Here is a 15,769-nt window from a genome sequence, read left to right as displayed (position 1 = left end):
TAGTAGATAGTCAGATTCTGAAGGTGTAAGTACAGCCTGCCATCTCTATGCTGACAGGCCGTTTGTTTTACTGTTTTATAGCTGCTTTTGCCTTTGCTTCGATACGGCGGCGGTGTAAAATGGGCTCCGTATAGCCGTTTGGCTGATCATAGCCTTGAAATACTAAATCGCAGGCTGCCTGAAAAGCAATGGATGCGCTGTAGTTCGGTGCCATTGGCTGATACAGAGGATCATTTTCATTTTGTTGATCCACTACTTTTGCCATTCGCTTTAGCGTTTCCGTTACTTGTTCTTTTGTACAAATTCCATGATGAAGCCAGTTAGCCACGTGCTGACTGGAAATACGAAGCGTTGCCCGGTCTTCCATTAGCCCTACATTATTAATATCCGGTACTTTTGAGCACCCTACTCCTTGGTCGACCCACCTTACTACATAACCAAGTATTCCTTGAGCGTTGTTGTCGAGCTCCTGCTGAATTTCATCTTTGCTCCAATTTGGTTTTTCTGCTACAGGAATTTGCAAAATGTCATCTTGTAAATCAGCAGACTGAGTAAGCAATTCGTTTTGAACATCTCTTACATCAATTTGATGATAGTGAAGAGCATGAAGCGTTGCTGCGGTTGGTGAAGGCACCCATGCCGTATTCGCTCCTGCTTTTAAATGCCCCACTTTTTGTTTAAGCATTTCCGCCATCATATCCGGCATTGCCCACATTCCTTTTCCGATTTGAGCGCGGCCTTGGAATCCGCTTGCTAATCCTACATTTACATTAGACTGCTCGTAGCCTTGAAGCCATTTAGACGCTTTCATATCATTTTTACGGATAACAGCGCCCGCTTCCATTGAGGTATGAATTTCGTCACCTGTTCGATCCAAGAATCCAGTATTAATAAAAGCCACTCGGTCTTTTACTTCTTTGATACACGCTTTTAAATTAAGCGTCGTGCGGCGCTCTTCGTCCATTACGCCAATTTTAATTGTATGACGCTCAAGCCCTAGCATATCTTCAATTGAATTAAATAACGTATTGGCAAAAGCCACTTCTTTGGAGCCGTGCATTTTCGGTTTAACGATATAGATAGAGCTCTTTTTAGAGTTTTGATACGTACCGTTTTTAAGCAAGGTGTGTTTGGCAATTAAACTAGTAATCACGCTGTCTAAAATACCTTCATAGATTTCGTTGCCGTTTCGATCTAAAACAGCGCTGTTTGTCATTAAATGTCCAACGTTTCGAACAAACATAAGCGAACGGCCAGACAGTGAAATCTTTTTCTTGTCGGGAGAAACATAAGTACGGTCTGGATTTAAACGCCTTGTCATGTTTTGACTTCCTTTTTTAAAAGTAGACGTCAAATCACCTTTCATTAATCCCAGCCAGTTGCGGTAAACATCTACTTTATCTTCTGCGTCTACTGCCGCTACTGAATCTTCACAGTCCATAATCGTCGTAAGAGCTGCTTCCATTAAAATATCTTTTACACCCGCATCGTCTGTTTTACCAATCGAATCCGTACGATCAATTTGAACTTCAAAATGCAGACCGTTGTTTTTGAATAAAAGAGCATCAGGGCTTTCTTCTTCTCCTTGATACCCTGCAAATTTCTCTTCTTCCTGTAATTCGGTTAAACTGCCATCGTTTAATTGAGCGACAAGCTTTCCATTTTCAAGGCTGTACTGAACCACTTCCGCATGAGAAGACTGAACGAGCGGAAGAACTTCATCAAGAAAATTCTTCGCAAACGCAATAACTTTTTCTCCTCGAATTGGATTATAAGAACTCGTGCGCGAAGCTCCATTTTCTTCACTGATTGCATCAGTGCCGTAAAGAGCATCATAGAGACTTCCCCAGCGTGCGTTAGCAGCGTTAATAGCGTACCGAGCGTTATTTACTGGTACAACAAGCTGCGGTCCTGCCTGATAGGCAATTTCGCTGTCTACTCCTTCTGTACCAATAAGAAAATCTTCTGTCTTGTCTTCTAAATAGCCAATTCTCGTTAAAAACGATTTGTATTCGCTAAAGTCACCGTCAGGGTTTTCTTGATGCCACGCATTAATTTGAGCTTGCAGCTGATCACGCTTTTCTAACAAACGTTTATTTACGGGTGTTAACTCGGTTACTAACGCTTCAAAATCAGACCAAAAATTTTCTGTACTTAGGCCGCTGCCCGGAAGAGCTTCCTCATTGATAAATTGATAGAGAACTGGAGCTACTTTCAGATTTCCAACTTGTTTGTAGTTTGTCACCGTCTGTTTCCTCCTCTTACTCTTTTACATCTTTAAATTTGGACGCGCTTTCATTTCTTTTCGACAAAATGATTAAGACGAACATATGCGGCACTGTTTCTTATTACAAAACAGTGTTTTATTTTTGTTAAAAAAATCATATCATCGAGCGAATATATTTTCAAGAATTTTCTAAAAATATTCTGTTTTTTTCATTTCTTTTTTGACTTCAGCGCAGCGGCTTGGACTTGGAAAAAGCTTTCCTGCATTTAATAGATTTTTAGGATTAAATACTTCTCGTATATTCGTTTGTGCTTGAATTTCATCTTCATTGAAAACAAATCGCATTTCTTCTTTTTTTTCAATGCCTACGCCGTGTTCGCCGGTAATCGTTCCTCCTACTTCTGCACATACTTGCAAACATGCGCTTCCGGCGTCGAGTGCTTTTTCCGTTTCCCCGGGCTTTCTAGCATCAAATAATACAAGCGGATGCAAGTTCCCGTCTCCGGCGTGAAAAATATTGGCAATGCGAAGGCCAGATTCTTCGCTAATTTTGTTAATTCGCTTCAGCACTTGAGGCAGTTTACTTCTTGGAATAACGCCGTCTTGTACGAGATAGTCAGGGGATATGGCTCCCATCGCTCCAAATCCTGTTTTACGATTTGCCCACCACCTCGCGCGCTCTTCTTCACTTTCAGCTACTTTCACCTCCCGTACGTTTTGTTTTTTACATACGTCTAAAATACGAAGGATTTGCTCTTCGATACCGGCTGAAATGCCGTCTACTTCAATTAATAAAAGAGCTTCAATATCTCTAGGGTGTCCGACTGGAAACGCAGCAGCTTCCACTCCTTCAATGGCGGTTTTATCCATCATCTCAAGCGCAGCAGGCACAATGCCGGCTGATATAATGTCTGATACCGCTTGGCTCCCGTCTTCTACGCGGTCGAAATAGGCAAGAACCGTTTGTTTTGCTTGGGGATTTTTCAAAATGCGTACCGTAATTTTTGTAACGATTCCTAACGTCCCTTCTGATCCTGTTAAAAGCCCTAATAAATCATATCCCGGTTCATCTGGAATACCTTGCTTGCCAAGCTCAATCACATCTCCATTCGGAAGCACCACCTCTAGCCCTAAAATATGGTTGGTGGTTACTCCATATTTAAGACAGTGTGCCCCTCCTGCGTTTTCCGCTACATTTCCACCAATGGTGCAGCAATATTGACTCGAAGGATCCGGTGCATAATAATATCCTTTTTCAGAGATTGAATTAGTTAATTTAAGATTAATAAATCCCGGCTCTACAACGGCACGCCTGTTTTCATAGTCGACGCTAAGCAGGCGCTTCATTTTCACTAAACTAATAACCACTTCGTTATTAAGAGGAATCGCTCCCCCGCTCAGTCCTGTGCCTGCTCCTCTTGCAAGAAAAGGCAAATCATGTTCATTGCAATATTTAACAATGCTAGAAACTTCTTTCGTATTTTGAGGAAATAACACCGCTTTAGGCAAATGTCTGTGAATGGTAAAGCCATCGCAGTCGTACGCAAGCAAATCTTCTTTATGGTGCAAAATAGAATGAGCATCTACTAGTTGAGAAAGATTTTTTACGTGAAGATCTTTTATTCTATTTTTCTTCAACACGATGTGCTTCCTCCTCTTCTTTTTGATAGGCCCACTCCAAAAGCTGTACCGTGTGAACAATTTGCTGACTTCGTCCATATTTTTTCACTCCTACTGCCATCTGCAGCATGCATCCCGGGTTTCCCATTGAAATCATTTCTACGTCATGAGGCACATGTTCCATTTTACTTTGAAGCACAGCTCCCGCCATATCAGGATTTGTTAAATTATAAATTCCTGCACTTCCACAGCATCGGTCCGCATTAGCCATATGAACCATTTCCACTCCCGGAATAGAAAGCAAAATATCTCTTGGTTCTTTCCTAACTCCTTGACCATGAGCTAAATGGCAAGCGTCGTGATACGTAATGCGCTTATGCAACGTTGTCTGCGGGGGGCGATATCCCGTATCGTGAAGGTATTTTGAAATATCCTGGACTTTTTCAGCAAAGACTTCGGCTTTTTCAAGCCACTCTTGCTCTTCTTCTCTAAATAGTTCGGGATACTCTTTTAACATGCATCCGCATCCTGCAGCGTTTACAATAACAGTGTCCGCATGTTGAAACGCCTCTATATTCTTTTTGGCAAGCTGTCTTCCCATGTCTCGGTCTCCTGCATGAACGTGCAAAGCACCACAGCACGTTTGAGATGGAGGAATAACGACGTCGTTTCCATTTCTTCGTAATACATTAAGAGTCGCTTCATTAATATCACTGAACATGACGTCCATGATGCAGCCGGTTAAAAAAGCAACTTCTGCTTTTCTTTCGGCTTTTGCTTTTAGAACGCGTTTCTTTTTATATTTTTTTCGAACAGAACGGGTAATTTTAGGCATTACATGTTCCATTTCCGCTAGGTGTGTCGGCATCATATTTAACATGCCTGTTGTGCGCATCATTTTTTGCATTCCGCTTTTTTGATACAGCTTCAATAAGCTTCCTGCGGCTTCTAAGCGATGAGACTGAGGAAAAAGTTCTTTTAGAAAAAACTTGCTGATCATGCCTTTCCATCCCGTCAAAGGCATTGCCTGACGAATTTGGCCGCGAGCTTCTTCAATGAGTCCGCCAACGTCTACATTTGCAGGGCAAGCAGTTGTACAGGCCCGGCAATCCAAACAGGCAAACACAGGGTCTGTAAACTGCTCATTCACGCTTATTTTTCCTTCTGCTACCGATTTGATAAGGTGCACGCGTCCTCTTGGTGAATGCTGTTCTTGCCCCGTTATTTCATAAGTAGGACAAGACTCTAAGCACATTCCGCAGTGTACACAATCCGCCCATTTTTTTTCGTCTGGCGCGTCTTTCCACAAATAATTGCTAACGCTTTGGCATGGAGCATCTTTGATATCCGCTTTCGCTGAATTCACTTAGATTCCTCCTATAAATCGTTTATAGTTAAGCACGTTTTTAGCGTCCATCTTTGCTTTAATTCCTGCCAGTAACGGAAAATGAGAAGGTTCTTCTCCCCATACATTTACTTTTTGGCGCAGTATAAAAGGCAAATGTTTAACGACCACATATCCTCCGTACGTTTTAGCAGTTTCAGTAAATGAAGTAATAACGGAAAGAATGGCATCTTCTGAGCCTTTTATGTAGACTGAACAAAGACCATGGCCAACTCCTCCATGTGCTTTTATCAGCATTGGACGGGACGTTTTTAATGCAGTACTTTTGTTTATTACATCGAGTACATTCATATTTGGTACGCCAATTTTTAGCGCGGCTTCCGTTTCCTCTTCGGAAGAACAGCATGCACCATTTGGACTCATGTTACTAAAAAATCTCCAAAATACTTCGGATTCTTTTTCATGCAGCACTTTTAAAATCGTATCAGACGGCTGAATACTTTTGATGTAATTCTCTTGATAATGAACGGAACTTTCCACATCTTCAAAGCTGATTACAAGTGTAAACAAATGCTGCCCTATTACATCTTCAGCTAGAGAAGGATTTAATAACTCCAAAGCAACAGGCTCTATCATGGAATCTAAGACTTTGCTAACAAACGCATGAATTTCTTCGATATTGCCTGTTGAAAAAGAAATAAAGACAATGCTTTGATACTTGGGCAGCGGACGCAGCTTTAACGTTATTTCGGATATAACGCCGAGCGTTCCCATTGAACCAATAAACAGCTTATTCATATCATAGCCAGCCACGTTCTTGACGACTTTTCCCCCTGAACGAACAAAGGTTCCATCTGAATATACGACTCTCATACCGATTACTGCATCTCGAGCCGATCCATAAGATAAGCGCTTTGGACCACTTTCATTCGCTGCAATAACTCCGCCGATTGTAGCGTAGTCTCCTAGAGATGGATCAAGTGAAACTTGCTGATTGTGCGTTTTTAAATACGTTTGGAGCTCTCCAAACGGTGTACCAGCTTTTACAGTAACCGTCATATCACCTACTGTATGTTCAACAATTCCGCTGTATTCAGTCAGCGAAAGCAAAAGGTCTGCTGTATCTATAAGTCCGCCAAAGCCTTTTTTTGTACCGTTCCCTTCAATGACGACTTTTTTTCCGTGTTCTGTCGCATACTTTAAAACGGCTGCTATTTCTTGTTCTGAAGTTGGCTTAATATTCAGGGACCCGTTATTTCCAAGGAAGTGATTCATATGCTGTTCTTCAAGTGTGGAAGGATGAGATAAAATGGATTTTAAATGACCTGGAAGCTTTAACGTACTCAATAAATTGACTCCTCTCGTTTTGTAATAGCAAACAACGTTTCACTAATAACATAAAGAAGTGCCATGTATAATACGACTAAAAGTAGTAGATTAATAAGAAGAATAATTAGTAGAATAGATGAAAAGATATATTTTAAGCGCTTACAATCATTAAATCACCTATTCTTGGGATTTTCAACCAGTATTTTCTTCTTATCACCAAAAAAATGTCCGTTCTTTTGAAAAAAAGTTTCTTTTAGTACTTGCCTATCCTAAAAGGATTAGAATATAATGTAAGCGAATTCATTTTTACATAAGTCATCAGATGACCTTATCATCGTAGTTTTAATGGTTTCGTTTTACTAAATTTATAGTTCACTAATTTGAAAATGAGGTGTTAGTTATGACATGGACACAGCAGTTCACTCCTGTAGGAAACAGCGTCATTTGGTCTTCATTAATCGCTTTGATTCCTATTCTTTACTTCTTTTGGGCTCTGGCTATTAAACGAATGAAAGGTTATATGGCTGGAGTTACAACTTTACTGGTCGCACTTGCCGTTGCAATATTTGCTTATAAAATGCCGGCTAGCATGGCTTTTATGTCAGCCAGTCAAGGAGCCGTATACGGTATACTGCCGATTGGATGGATTATCATTACGTCCGTTTTTCTTTACAAACTAACCGTAAAAACCGGTCAGTTTGATATTATTCGCACCTCTGTCGTATCTATTACAGAAGATCGTAGACTTCAAGCTTTGTTGGTTGCTTTTTCGTTTGGGGCTTTTCTTGAAGGGGCCGCTGGTTTCGGAGCACCTGTTGCTATTTCAGCAGCTTTGCTAGTAGGTTTAGGATTTAATCCGCTGTATGCCGCTGGCTTATGTTTATTAGCAAATACAGCACCCGTTGCTTTTGGTGCAATCGGTATTCCTATCACAGCTATGGAAGGTCCTACTGGAGTAGCGGCAATGGAAATCTCTAAAATGGTAGGCCGCCAGCTTCCTTTTATTTCTGTATTTATTCCGCTGTATTTGGTTTTTGTAATGGCAGGATTTAAGAAAACAGTAGAAGTACTCCCTGCTATTTTAGTATCCGGCATCTCTTTTGCCCTTACCCAGTTTGTCAGCTCTAACTTTTTAGGACCGGAACTTCCCGATATTTTATCGGCACTCGTTTCACTTTTTGCGCTCGCTATTTTCTTAAAATTCTGGAAACCGAAAACAACGTTTCGCTTTCAATCTGAAAAAGCAGCACATGAAGTAGCTTCCGCTTCGGCTGAGGCAAGAGAAACTCGAGATCAACCAGCATTCACAGGGGCTCAAATTGCAAAGGCGTGGTCACCTTTTTTAATTTTAACGATCTTTATTTCTATATGGGGAATTCCTCAAATTAAAACCGCTTTGACAGGACATTATGAAGGAGCTAACGCTTTTTTGAGCGCTATCAATTCCATCGGACATTATTTAACGTTTATGCCAGAAGTACCTTGGTTAAATAATTTAATTTTAAATGGAAATGGAGAACCGATTGCGGCAGTTTATAAATTAGAATTACTAGGCGCTGCCGGTACAGCTATCCTGTTGTCTGCTGTTGTCACAAAATTTATCGTCAACATCTCTTGGAAAGACTGGTTCATTACGTTTAACGAGACGTGCAAAGAATTAGCGTTGCCGCTGCTTACCATTATGTCCGTTGTGGCATTTGCTTACGTGACAAATGCGTCTGGAATGAGTACAACCTTAGGGCTGCTGTTAGCTAAAACAGGCGCGTTATTTCCCTTTTTCTCTCCTGTACTCGGCTGGCTCGGTGTTTTTATTACAGGATCAGATACTTCAGCCAACTTATTGTTTGGCAACTTGCAAAAAATCACGGCTACGTCTATTGGAATGGACCCGCTTCTTGCGCTTGCAGCAAACTCTTCTGGTGGAGTAACCGGTAAAATGATTTCACCGCAATCTATCGCCGTTGCCTGTGCTGCGGTCGGGTTAGCTGGAAAAGAGTCCGATTTGCTTCGTTTCACGGTGAAGCACAGCTTATTTTTACTGCTGATTGTCTGCGTATTAACATTTTTACAATCTAATGTATTATCGTGGATGATTCCTTAATCAAAAAAAGCTTCCGTATCTAGAGGTACCCCTCTGAACGGAAGCTTTTTTTCTTTTAGTTAAGATCGATTAATGGCATATACAACAAATAAAACTATGTCTAGCAAAATCATTACAACACCGACAAGCAGCCAGATGTTTCCTTGAGTCTTTTTCTCTCCTTCTTGCATTTCAAACGCCCGGATAGCAAATACAATTCCAAGCGTAAACACAAGGAAAAAAAGCTGGCGGTAATCAAAAAACGACAGTACGACAAAAATTAAGGTAAAAAACACCATAATCATTTCTAAAATTCGATAAGGCTGCTTTTGACATGCTAATAATAGTTTCATTTCTTGACCTACTTTCATCCCGGTTTTAATAGCGTTATTTTACTATTAATTTTAAATGAGATGTTAGTGTTTCGAGCACTGTTCACTGTTTTGTAACAAAAAAGCGTACGTTAGTTAAACGCACGCTTCTTTTTTATTCATTTACATTTGGATTCATTGGATTATCCATCCCTGTTTTATCTTGAATTTTTTTATAGATAAAATACGTGTAGACGGCAATTAAAATGGAGAATGCCCACGTAACGGCCTGACGGAATACAATCATGTTCCCGTACCCTTCTACTCCGTACTTTTGAATCAATACGTATTTTACGATTGCTAAAAATACATAGCGACCTGCGAACAGTACTGTAAGCCAGTTCATCATTTTGAATAAATCAGGCTGGTGGAAGAGTTTTAGAGAGTCTTCTCGCTTATAGCCCATTAAGTAAGCCGTATCTACAAAAAAGTACAAACCAATTGGCTTTTTTATCACAATGGTAAAAAGGACAACTACAGCCAGTCCAATCATAAAGTATACTTGATTGTTTAACATCGTTGCTGCGTTTCCTGAAATTAAATCAATAATGGTACGTGCCAGCAGCGTAATGACAATAAACAATCCTGTTACGTTAAACTGGCGATCTTTAATAAATGTATAAATGGTATACACAAACGCTGGTGCTGTTGAAAGCAAAATGGCATAGTAATCACCAATAATGTCTTTTCCTTGGTTCCATATTAGGTAAGGAATAGCGATATAAAAAAGTAAATCAAACCATACTCGTTTTGTATTGTTCATATATAACTCCTTTAAAAACGTTGTTCCTGCTATTATATGGGATACTACGCAAGAAAAAAAGGCTTTTACCTGGAATGTTATGAAATTTTAATCATTTGATGTTTAGATCCAGAGCGACAGGGAAAACGATTTCTAGAAAGACTTCAAGAATCATAAACATCCAAACACTTGAGCAGCAATACATGTGCCACAAGTGAAAAATGCTGAAAGGATTGATTCATTATCGCACTTCACCTAACGTACACGTCAGAAATGGAAAAGGCCATGCAGCTTTCTCACGGCGTGGGGTATGCTGAATATAGCCGTAAACTAGACAAACGTCTACAGGTGGAAAAAGAACGAGAAAAAGATTATCAGGCTAGCAAAGATATACTGCGTGATATTAACCAGCATCGATAATAAAAAGCCGCTCGCTACTATTGGTAGCAAGCGGCTTTTTATTTACAAATCAACCAAATTTATACATAATGAGGAAGTGCGTGTATCAAAGAAAGGAACTTGCTTATTATGATGGAAAAATTACTTATTATTTGTGTATTTGTAGGAATTATTCACATGATTGAAACACTAGCCTACTCTGTGAGACTTGCGGGCTTGAAAACTCGGAAGCTAGTCGTGGCTCTATCTCTTTTTAATATTATTGTCATTGTGTCAAGAACAGCTAATATGGTGCAAGCTCCGCTGACCGGCAAATTAGGAGATGCGGTTCAGTCGAAAGAAGATTTGCCCGTTCTGCTTCATCAGCTTCAAACCATTTTGCTCGCGGCTTCTATTGGGACAATCGCAGGTGCTCTTTTAATTCCTAGCTTTGTATCAATCTTCTCCCGAATGATTTCACACTTAGAAGTAGCGGGATCTGTACCCAAAATGATGAAAAACATTGCTTCCATACATACGCTTGAGAAAGCAAAAAAACACGTGAAGCGTCCTAGGTGGATTATGCTGTCTCAGCTGCGAATAGGCGGAGTGCCTAAGCGGCTGCTTCTTTTAAATTTAATGGCTACGACCATTTATACAGTAGGTGTTCTTTCCACTCTTTATGCTTCTACGCTCGAGCCTACTCTTTCTAAATCGATTCTGATGTCTTCTGGTCTTATTAACGGACTAGCGATGATTACCCTTGCTGTGTTTGTAGATCCGCAAGTAGCCATTTTAACTGAAAAGGTAATGAAAGGTGAATCGACTAAGCAATCTATGAACAAAATGGTTGGTACACTCGTCATCTCTCGTTTGTGCGGAACCGTCTGTGCCCAGATTCTCTTAGTTCCCGCTGCTCTTTATATTGCATGGATTTGCAAATTAATCCCTTAGAAAAAAGACTTCGTTAAAGAAGTCTTTTTATACATATTCCACTTTTTTGTATCTACGAACAGCAGCGATTAAAAGAAAAAAGCTGCTCATTAACGCAACAACTACGGTATAGGTGACACTCTGTGACCAGTGCAACTGTTCAAGCAAACGAGCAGCGTATTGCGACAGCGCTGCAGGACTCCACTTTAATTGATTCGTAAACAAAGTACTCAAAAATGAAAGTAATCCAATGATCAAAATGCTTACTCCAGCAATCCCTCCGCTTTGTAAAAGGAATGTTCCAGCTGCCACTAAAACGGACAAGATAAAAATCAGCCACAGGCTGTATAAAAGAAAGCTAACTAGCATATGAGTCCAATCCACATGTGAAAATAAAAGATTTGTATAATACCATGCTGCTATATAGCTTATAAACGTTGAGCCAATGACGAGTACGATTTGCGCAGCCCATTTACTCATAATGTATTGAATGACGCTTACCGGTCTCATCATAACAAGAACAGCAGCATGATTTTGTCGTTCATTTGAAATCATATTCATGCTTGCTAGTACAATCAGTAAGGTTCCTATTGTGCTATATTGTGAAAGGACACCTTGCATTACTTCTTGACCGGTGGGCGTAGGAAGTTGAATAACTGCTCCTTTTGGTAAATTCCCTGCCATGTTAATGATTTGTGGCATATAATAATTGGTTAAAGGCTGTGTGATGCCTAGTAAAATTAGAGAAATTGGCAGCCAAATTCCTTTGCCGTTCGCAAATAATTCATGCAGTTCCTTTTTAAATAAGACTCCAAATATTTTCATTTGTTCATCACCTCTAGATACACGTCTTCGAGAGAATGCTGTTTTCGTTCAAATAAAACAAGGTTTGCTTGCTGATCAACAAGCAGTTGAAGCAGCTGCTGCTGCTGAGATGTATCTTTTACATTTACAGTGGCTTTATAAGGAGAATGAAACAGCACCTGTTCACTTGGCAGACTGCTAAGTGATGCAGGGAGCCTTTCTTCTGTTTCAATCGTAAAAGCAGGAGACGTAAACTCTTGGCGCAGCGAACTCTTTGTTCCATTCCATTTCATACGTCCGTTTTTAATCATGATTATGTTATCGCATATTTGTTCTGCATCATGCAAAATGTGAGTTGAAAAAAGGATAGTCGTATCTTTTTTTAATGTTTCGATAATCATTAGGACATCTTTTCTGCCTTCAGGATCCAAAGCCGAAACCGGTTCATCTAGAATTAGCAGTTCAGGTTTATGTAACAAGGCTTGCGCCAATCCCAAACGTTGTTTCATTCCTCCAGAAAACCCAGCAATTTTCTGCTTTTCCTTTCCTTTTAAACCTACAGTTTCAAGTACTTCATCTATTCGTTGAGAAAGCACATTTTTTGAAATGTTAGATAAAAGGCCTAAAAAAGTTAAATACTGCTGAGGCGTCATCCAATTAAAAAACGTAGGATGCTGTGGCAGAAAGCCAATAAATGATCGTACGTCTTGGTGCTGTTTATCTTCAAAAGAAATTTTCCCTTTATTGGGTGCAGTAAGACCTGCAATCATATGCAAAGTAGTCGTCTTACCTGCACCATTAGGGCCTAACAACGCTGCACATTTTCCTTTGTCGAGATTAAATGAAAGGTTATTCACAACGGTTATATTACGATACGCTTTTGTCAGTCCTTCTACTTGCATAAACATCTTCGCTCCACCTCACTGTTTTTTACGTCCTAAAACAAAATATAAAACGGGGCCAACTGTACTTACACATAAAATAATGAGTCCCCATAGCCATTTTGGTCCGTTTGTCTCTTCTTGCTTTATGCAGCTTATTAACGCTGGAATCATTAAAAGCAATTGTAAGAATAGAATTGGAGCAATTAACAACCAGTTAATGTCCTTCATTTACATCCTCCTTTTTCTTCGTGCTGGAAGCCAAATAATAAAAAACCAATAAAACAGAGTTGGCATTGGAATTTGAATCAGTCCCCATATTCCCCAAAACCATGGATGAGCGCCGCGTTTTTTTGCATTGATAAAAAGTAGAAAGCTTTGAAGAAGGAGAAATGGTGAAATAAACAGCACAAGAATCCATTTTTCATTCATTATAAAAACATCTCCTTTTTTCGTTTATAGTGAAAAACGATAAAAGAAATAGGAGCAACAATGATCCCAATTACTTCAATGGCGATAAACAAGGCAGGTATTTGTAAAATAGCAGTTGCCATTATCGTTAAAATAACAAGTGCTGTTAATGTAAATAAGCATAACTCTTTCCGGAAAGCTTTTTTCTGCTTTTGTTTTTGAATGAGAAGCTGTTCTTGAATTGCATGAAGAGAAATACGTTCATGACTTGCTAAACTCTCTAGCTGCTCCCAATCTTTTTTTAAAGAATGTAAGGACTGATTGTCATTTTCTTCTCTCATTCTTTCCACTCCTTTCTCAGTATGTTTACTCCTTTATTTACTCTTGATTTGACCGTTCCTGCTCGCATATTCAGCATATGGGCAATCTCATCGTACGTATATCCGTAATAATGTCGAAGCAAGACAGGAATTCGAAAGCGTGAATCGAGTTCATTAAAATCGGAAAACATCTCGCTCCATTCCACTCCTTTGTATTTAGCTTTCCACTGAAGCTGGTGCGACAAAGACTGCTTTATTCGCTGGAGACTGCTTTTTTCACGTTTTTGTTTACGCAAATAATCCATGTACAGTCTTGAAGCAATGGATATCATCCAAGTCGAAAACTTTGCTTCATTTTTGTATGAAGAAAGATTCACGTAACACTTCATCATTGCTTCCTGACACAATTCACTGCATAAGTCCTCATCTAATGTCAGCTTTAAAAGGTATTTATATAAAAATGAATGATAGCGCTGAAATAATAATGAGAAGGCATCATCATCACCTTGTAATGCTTTTTGGACAAGGATGAAATCATCTTGTTCCAAAGCGGTCACCCCTCCTTTTTGTTTCATCATCTATATGACGCTTGAGCGATTGAAATCGTTCATTTTTTATATAAAAAAAACGCCCCGCAGGACGTTTTTATTTAGTACGAAGCATTTTTAATCCTTCTTCATCTTCTTCTAATGAATAGACTTCATCGTTTTTAGCGAATAAAACACCGTGGAAGATTTGAAGGTCATCATCACAGGCTTCACAAAATTCCTTTTCGCCTTCGTTCCAAAAGCTAAAGAGCGCTAGTTCATCACTTCGCACGCTTGCGTATTTTTGATGAAATTCATAAATCATCATCGCGTAGTAGCGAAGCGCTTCTTCTTTTTTTTCAAATTCAATGGTTTCAATAATATCTTTTTCCCAGCCTTCTAAAAACAGCCAAGGTTCACAATCACTTTTTATTTTATGAACTCTCCATTTATCTGTCATGATTGAACATCTCCTTACTTACAGCTTACTTCTAAAATTTCTCTTTTCCTTATTATTCAGCAAAAATAACTTTGAATCAAGTAAAACGGAAAAAAACGCCTATTTTCAGGAAATAGACGCTAACAAGATGGCTTAATCTGAACTTCTTTTTTATATTAGTAATAGCCCCTTAAACTATAAGGAACTAAACTGCCCGTATAATACTGGGTAACAGGAGGGAAAACGCCGGCTGAAGGCGTGATTTTCCCCCACCAAGATGGTTTTTTGCCCCACCAGTTATCCATCGCTCCATCAGGTGACACAACAAATCCAATTGGACGTGCAAAAGAAGGCATAAAATACGGATAAAACGAATATTGAAAAGGCGTGTAGAAAGAAGAGTAAAACATCTCTTTCCTTATCCGTTTCCGAAGCCGTTTTGGTCAGAACCATCCGGATCGAGCGTATGTGTATTAGAAAGTCCTGAATTTGTATTTACACAAATTCCTGTATTTGAAGATCCTGAACCTTGTGCGGTTTTACTATTGCTTTTAGGAGAAACATAGTACGTATCTCCAAACGTAACGACTCCTCCTGTAACGTTTGGAATCACTACATGGTTAATAACAATTGGCATTATCCTCACCCTTTTTATTTTCATCGTGATGTAATATATGAACGGTTTATCAAAAGGGTTATAAATTAATGGATATAAATAAAAAATCCCCCTGCAGAGTGGGGTGTTTTTACGCGTTTACCTCTTTTTTAGAATGACTTAATTCATCCCGCAAAATATCAAAATCTCGTTCTGCTACTTCTTCAATTTTTGTATACAATTCATTCTCTGTTAGAAGTCCTTTTTCTTCAAGTAATTCGACAAGAGCCTTAAACTTTATTCTAGATAAAAGCATTTCATTTACCGTGCTCTCTGTTGGACGTTCATTTTTCACTTGTTCTTTTTCTTTAACAGGTTCTTGCTGCAGCTTGACCCTGAAAACAATATTTGTATGATCGGTAATTTCAGGTGACTGATAAAATGTGCTGTGCGAAATGTTTTTTAGTGTTAGCGTTTCTTTTGTCTCCATATTTGTTACTTCAAAATACGGATCCTCAAAAAATGCATCATATTTATCATAAGCTGCTTTGCCTACAACCGAAAAAGAAAAGTTTAGCCTTTTCAACTCTTCACCTGTATTCGCATCAGTAATCATTTTTTCTTCAAACATATCAACGTGAAAATTTACGTTATTAATCATTAGTTGTGTCAATTCAATCGCCTCCTTCTTTACTAATACGACACGGAGTGACAAGTTCCCTGTTTTTTTATATAAAAAAACATCTCCCAAAAATGGGGATGTTTTT

General features: G+C 39.2%; 19 protein-coding genes. 3 read left to right on the top strand and 16 right to left on the bottom strand.

Going from position 1 to position 15,769, the window contains the following annotated elements:
* Positions 1 to 67: 67 nt before the first annotated feature.
* The 4 genes from AC2YJL_RS09640 to AC2YJL_RS09625 form a co-directional block, all read right to left on the bottom strand.
* Positions 68 to 2,245: a malate synthase G gene (locus AC2YJL_RS09640; RefSeq protein WP_369361002.1), complete on the bottom strand. Its 2,178-nt coding sequence runs from the start codon at positions 2,243 to 2,245 to the stop codon at positions 68 to 70.
* Between the two features lie 171 nt (positions 2,246 to 2,416).
* Positions 2,417 to 3,868: an FAD-linked oxidase C-terminal domain-containing protein gene (locus AC2YJL_RS09635; protein WP_195696686.1), complete on the bottom strand. Its 1,452-nt coding sequence runs from the start codon at positions 3,866 to 3,868 to the stop codon at positions 2,417 to 2,419.
* Positions 3,852 to 5,213 (bottom strand): (Fe-S)-binding protein, encoded by a 1,362-nt coding sequence (locus AC2YJL_RS09630; RefSeq protein ID WP_195696685.1) that lies wholly within the window; start codon positions 5,211 to 5,213, stop codon positions 3,852 to 3,854. The genes AC2YJL_RS09635 and AC2YJL_RS09630 overlap by 17 nt, the downstream gene beginning before the upstream one ends.
* Positions 5,214 to 6,539: an FAD-binding oxidoreductase gene (locus AC2YJL_RS09625; protein ID WP_230932935.1), complete on the bottom strand. Its 1,326-nt coding sequence runs from the start codon at positions 6,537 to 6,539 to the stop codon at positions 5,214 to 5,216. It abuts the gene before it with no gap.
* 382 nt (positions 6,540 to 6,921) lie between these two features.
* On the opposite strand from AC2YJL_RS09625, the gene AC2YJL_RS09620 reads away from it, so the two are divergent.
* Positions 6,922 to 8,622 carry an L-lactate permease gene (locus tag AC2YJL_RS09620; RefSeq protein WP_195696683.1) on the top strand — a complete coding sequence of 567 codons (1,701 nt, stop codon included), beginning with the start codon at positions 6,922 to 6,924 and terminating at the stop codon, positions 8,620 to 8,622.
* 59 nt (positions 8,623 to 8,681) lie between these two features.
* On the opposite strand, the gene AC2YJL_RS09615 is transcribed toward AC2YJL_RS09620, so the two are convergent.
* Complete coding sequence (locus tag AC2YJL_RS09615; protein ID WP_223260190.1) at positions 8,682 to 8,954, bottom strand: hypothetical protein; 273 nt, start codon at positions 8,952 to 8,954, stop codon at positions 8,682 to 8,684.
* 133 nt (positions 8,955 to 9,087) lie between these two features.
* A complete protein-coding gene (locus AC2YJL_RS09610) occupies positions 9,088 to 9,735 on the bottom strand; it encodes a VC0807 family protein (RefSeq protein WP_013057564.1) in 648 nt (215 codons plus the stop codon).
* A gap of 252 nt (positions 9,736 to 9,987) precedes the next feature.
* On the opposite strand from AC2YJL_RS09610, the gene AC2YJL_RS09605 reads away from it, so the two are divergent.
* Entirely contained in the window at positions 9,988 to 10,134 is a 147-nt protein-coding gene (locus AC2YJL_RS09605; RefSeq protein WP_014459567.1) for a YuzK family famiily protein, read from the top strand.
* A gap of 108 nt (positions 10,135 to 10,242) precedes the next feature.
* Complete coding sequence (locus AC2YJL_RS09600; protein WP_153254391.1) at positions 10,243 to 11,046, top strand: lipid II flippase Amj family protein; 804 nt, start codon at positions 10,243 to 10,245, stop codon at positions 11,044 to 11,046.
* A 27-nt stretch (positions 11,047 to 11,073) separates the two neighbouring features.
* Here the strand turns inward: AC2YJL_RS09600 and AC2YJL_RS09595 are convergent, their stop codons facing one another.
* From AC2YJL_RS09595 to AC2YJL_RS09550, 10 genes are all read right to left on the bottom strand, one after another.
* Positions 11,074 to 11,850 carry an ABC transporter permease gene (locus tag AC2YJL_RS09595; protein ID WP_195696682.1) on the bottom strand — a complete coding sequence of 259 codons (777 nt, stop codon included), beginning with the start codon at positions 11,848 to 11,850 and terminating at the stop codon, positions 11,074 to 11,076.
* Positions 11,847 to 12,737: an ABC transporter ATP-binding protein gene (locus AC2YJL_RS09590; protein WP_369361005.1), complete on the bottom strand. Its 891-nt coding sequence runs from the start codon at positions 12,735 to 12,737 to the stop codon at positions 11,847 to 11,849. The genes AC2YJL_RS09595 and AC2YJL_RS09590 overlap by 4 nt, the downstream gene beginning before the upstream one ends.
* A 12-nt stretch (positions 12,738 to 12,749) precedes the next feature.
* Positions 12,750 to 12,941 carry a PLD nuclease N-terminal domain-containing protein gene (locus AC2YJL_RS09585; protein WP_013057569.1) on the bottom strand — a complete coding sequence of 64 codons (192 nt, stop codon included), beginning with the start codon at positions 12,939 to 12,941 and terminating at the stop codon, positions 12,750 to 12,752.
* A complete protein-coding gene (locus tag AC2YJL_RS09580; protein ID WP_050690560.1) occupies positions 12,942 to 13,142 on the bottom strand; it encodes a hypothetical protein in 201 nt (66 codons plus the stop codon).
* On the bottom strand, positions 13,142 to 13,462 hold the full coding sequence (locus tag AC2YJL_RS09575; protein ID WP_028409037.1) for a YxlC family protein: 321 nt from the start codon (positions 13,460 to 13,462) through the stop codon (positions 13,142 to 13,144). Before AC2YJL_RS09575 ends, AC2YJL_RS09580 begins: the two co-directional genes overlap by 1 nt.
* Positions 13,459 to 14,016 carry an RNA polymerase sigma factor SigY gene (sigY, locus tag AC2YJL_RS09570; RefSeq protein WP_223260193.1) on the bottom strand — a complete coding sequence of 186 codons (558 nt, stop codon included), beginning with the start codon at positions 14,014 to 14,016 and terminating at the stop codon, positions 13,459 to 13,461. Before sigY ends, AC2YJL_RS09575 begins: the two co-directional genes overlap by 4 nt.
* Positions 14,017 to 14,086: 70 nt before the next feature.
* Positions 14,087 to 14,428: a DUF1033 family protein gene (locus AC2YJL_RS09565; RefSeq protein ID WP_013057574.1), complete on the bottom strand. Its 342-nt coding sequence runs from the start codon at positions 14,426 to 14,428 to the stop codon at positions 14,087 to 14,089.
* A 155-nt stretch (positions 14,429 to 14,583) separates the two neighbouring features.
* Entirely contained in the window at positions 14,584 to 14,817 is a 234-nt protein-coding gene (locus tag AC2YJL_RS09560) for a hypothetical protein (protein WP_028412882.1), read from the bottom strand.
* An 8-nt stretch (positions 14,818 to 14,825) separates the two neighbouring features.
* Positions 14,826 to 15,044, bottom strand: coding sequence for a spore germination protein (locus AC2YJL_RS09555; protein WP_369361008.1), 219 nt, complete (start codon positions 15,042 to 15,044; stop codon positions 14,826 to 14,828).
* A gap of 109 nt (positions 15,045 to 15,153) precedes the next feature.
* The gene (locus AC2YJL_RS09550; RefSeq protein WP_195696679.1) at positions 15,154 to 15,675 is read right to left on the bottom strand and encodes a hypothetical protein; all 522 of its coding nucleotides are present in this window, start codon (positions 15,673 to 15,675) and stop codon (positions 15,154 to 15,156) included.
* Positions 15,676 to 15,769 lie beyond the last annotated feature (94 nt).

This window comes from Priestia sp. SRI_019, from assembly GCF_057586255.1.
The sequence above is the reverse complement of the archived record's forward strand: the minus strand, read 5'-3'. Positions and strand labels throughout refer to the sequence as shown.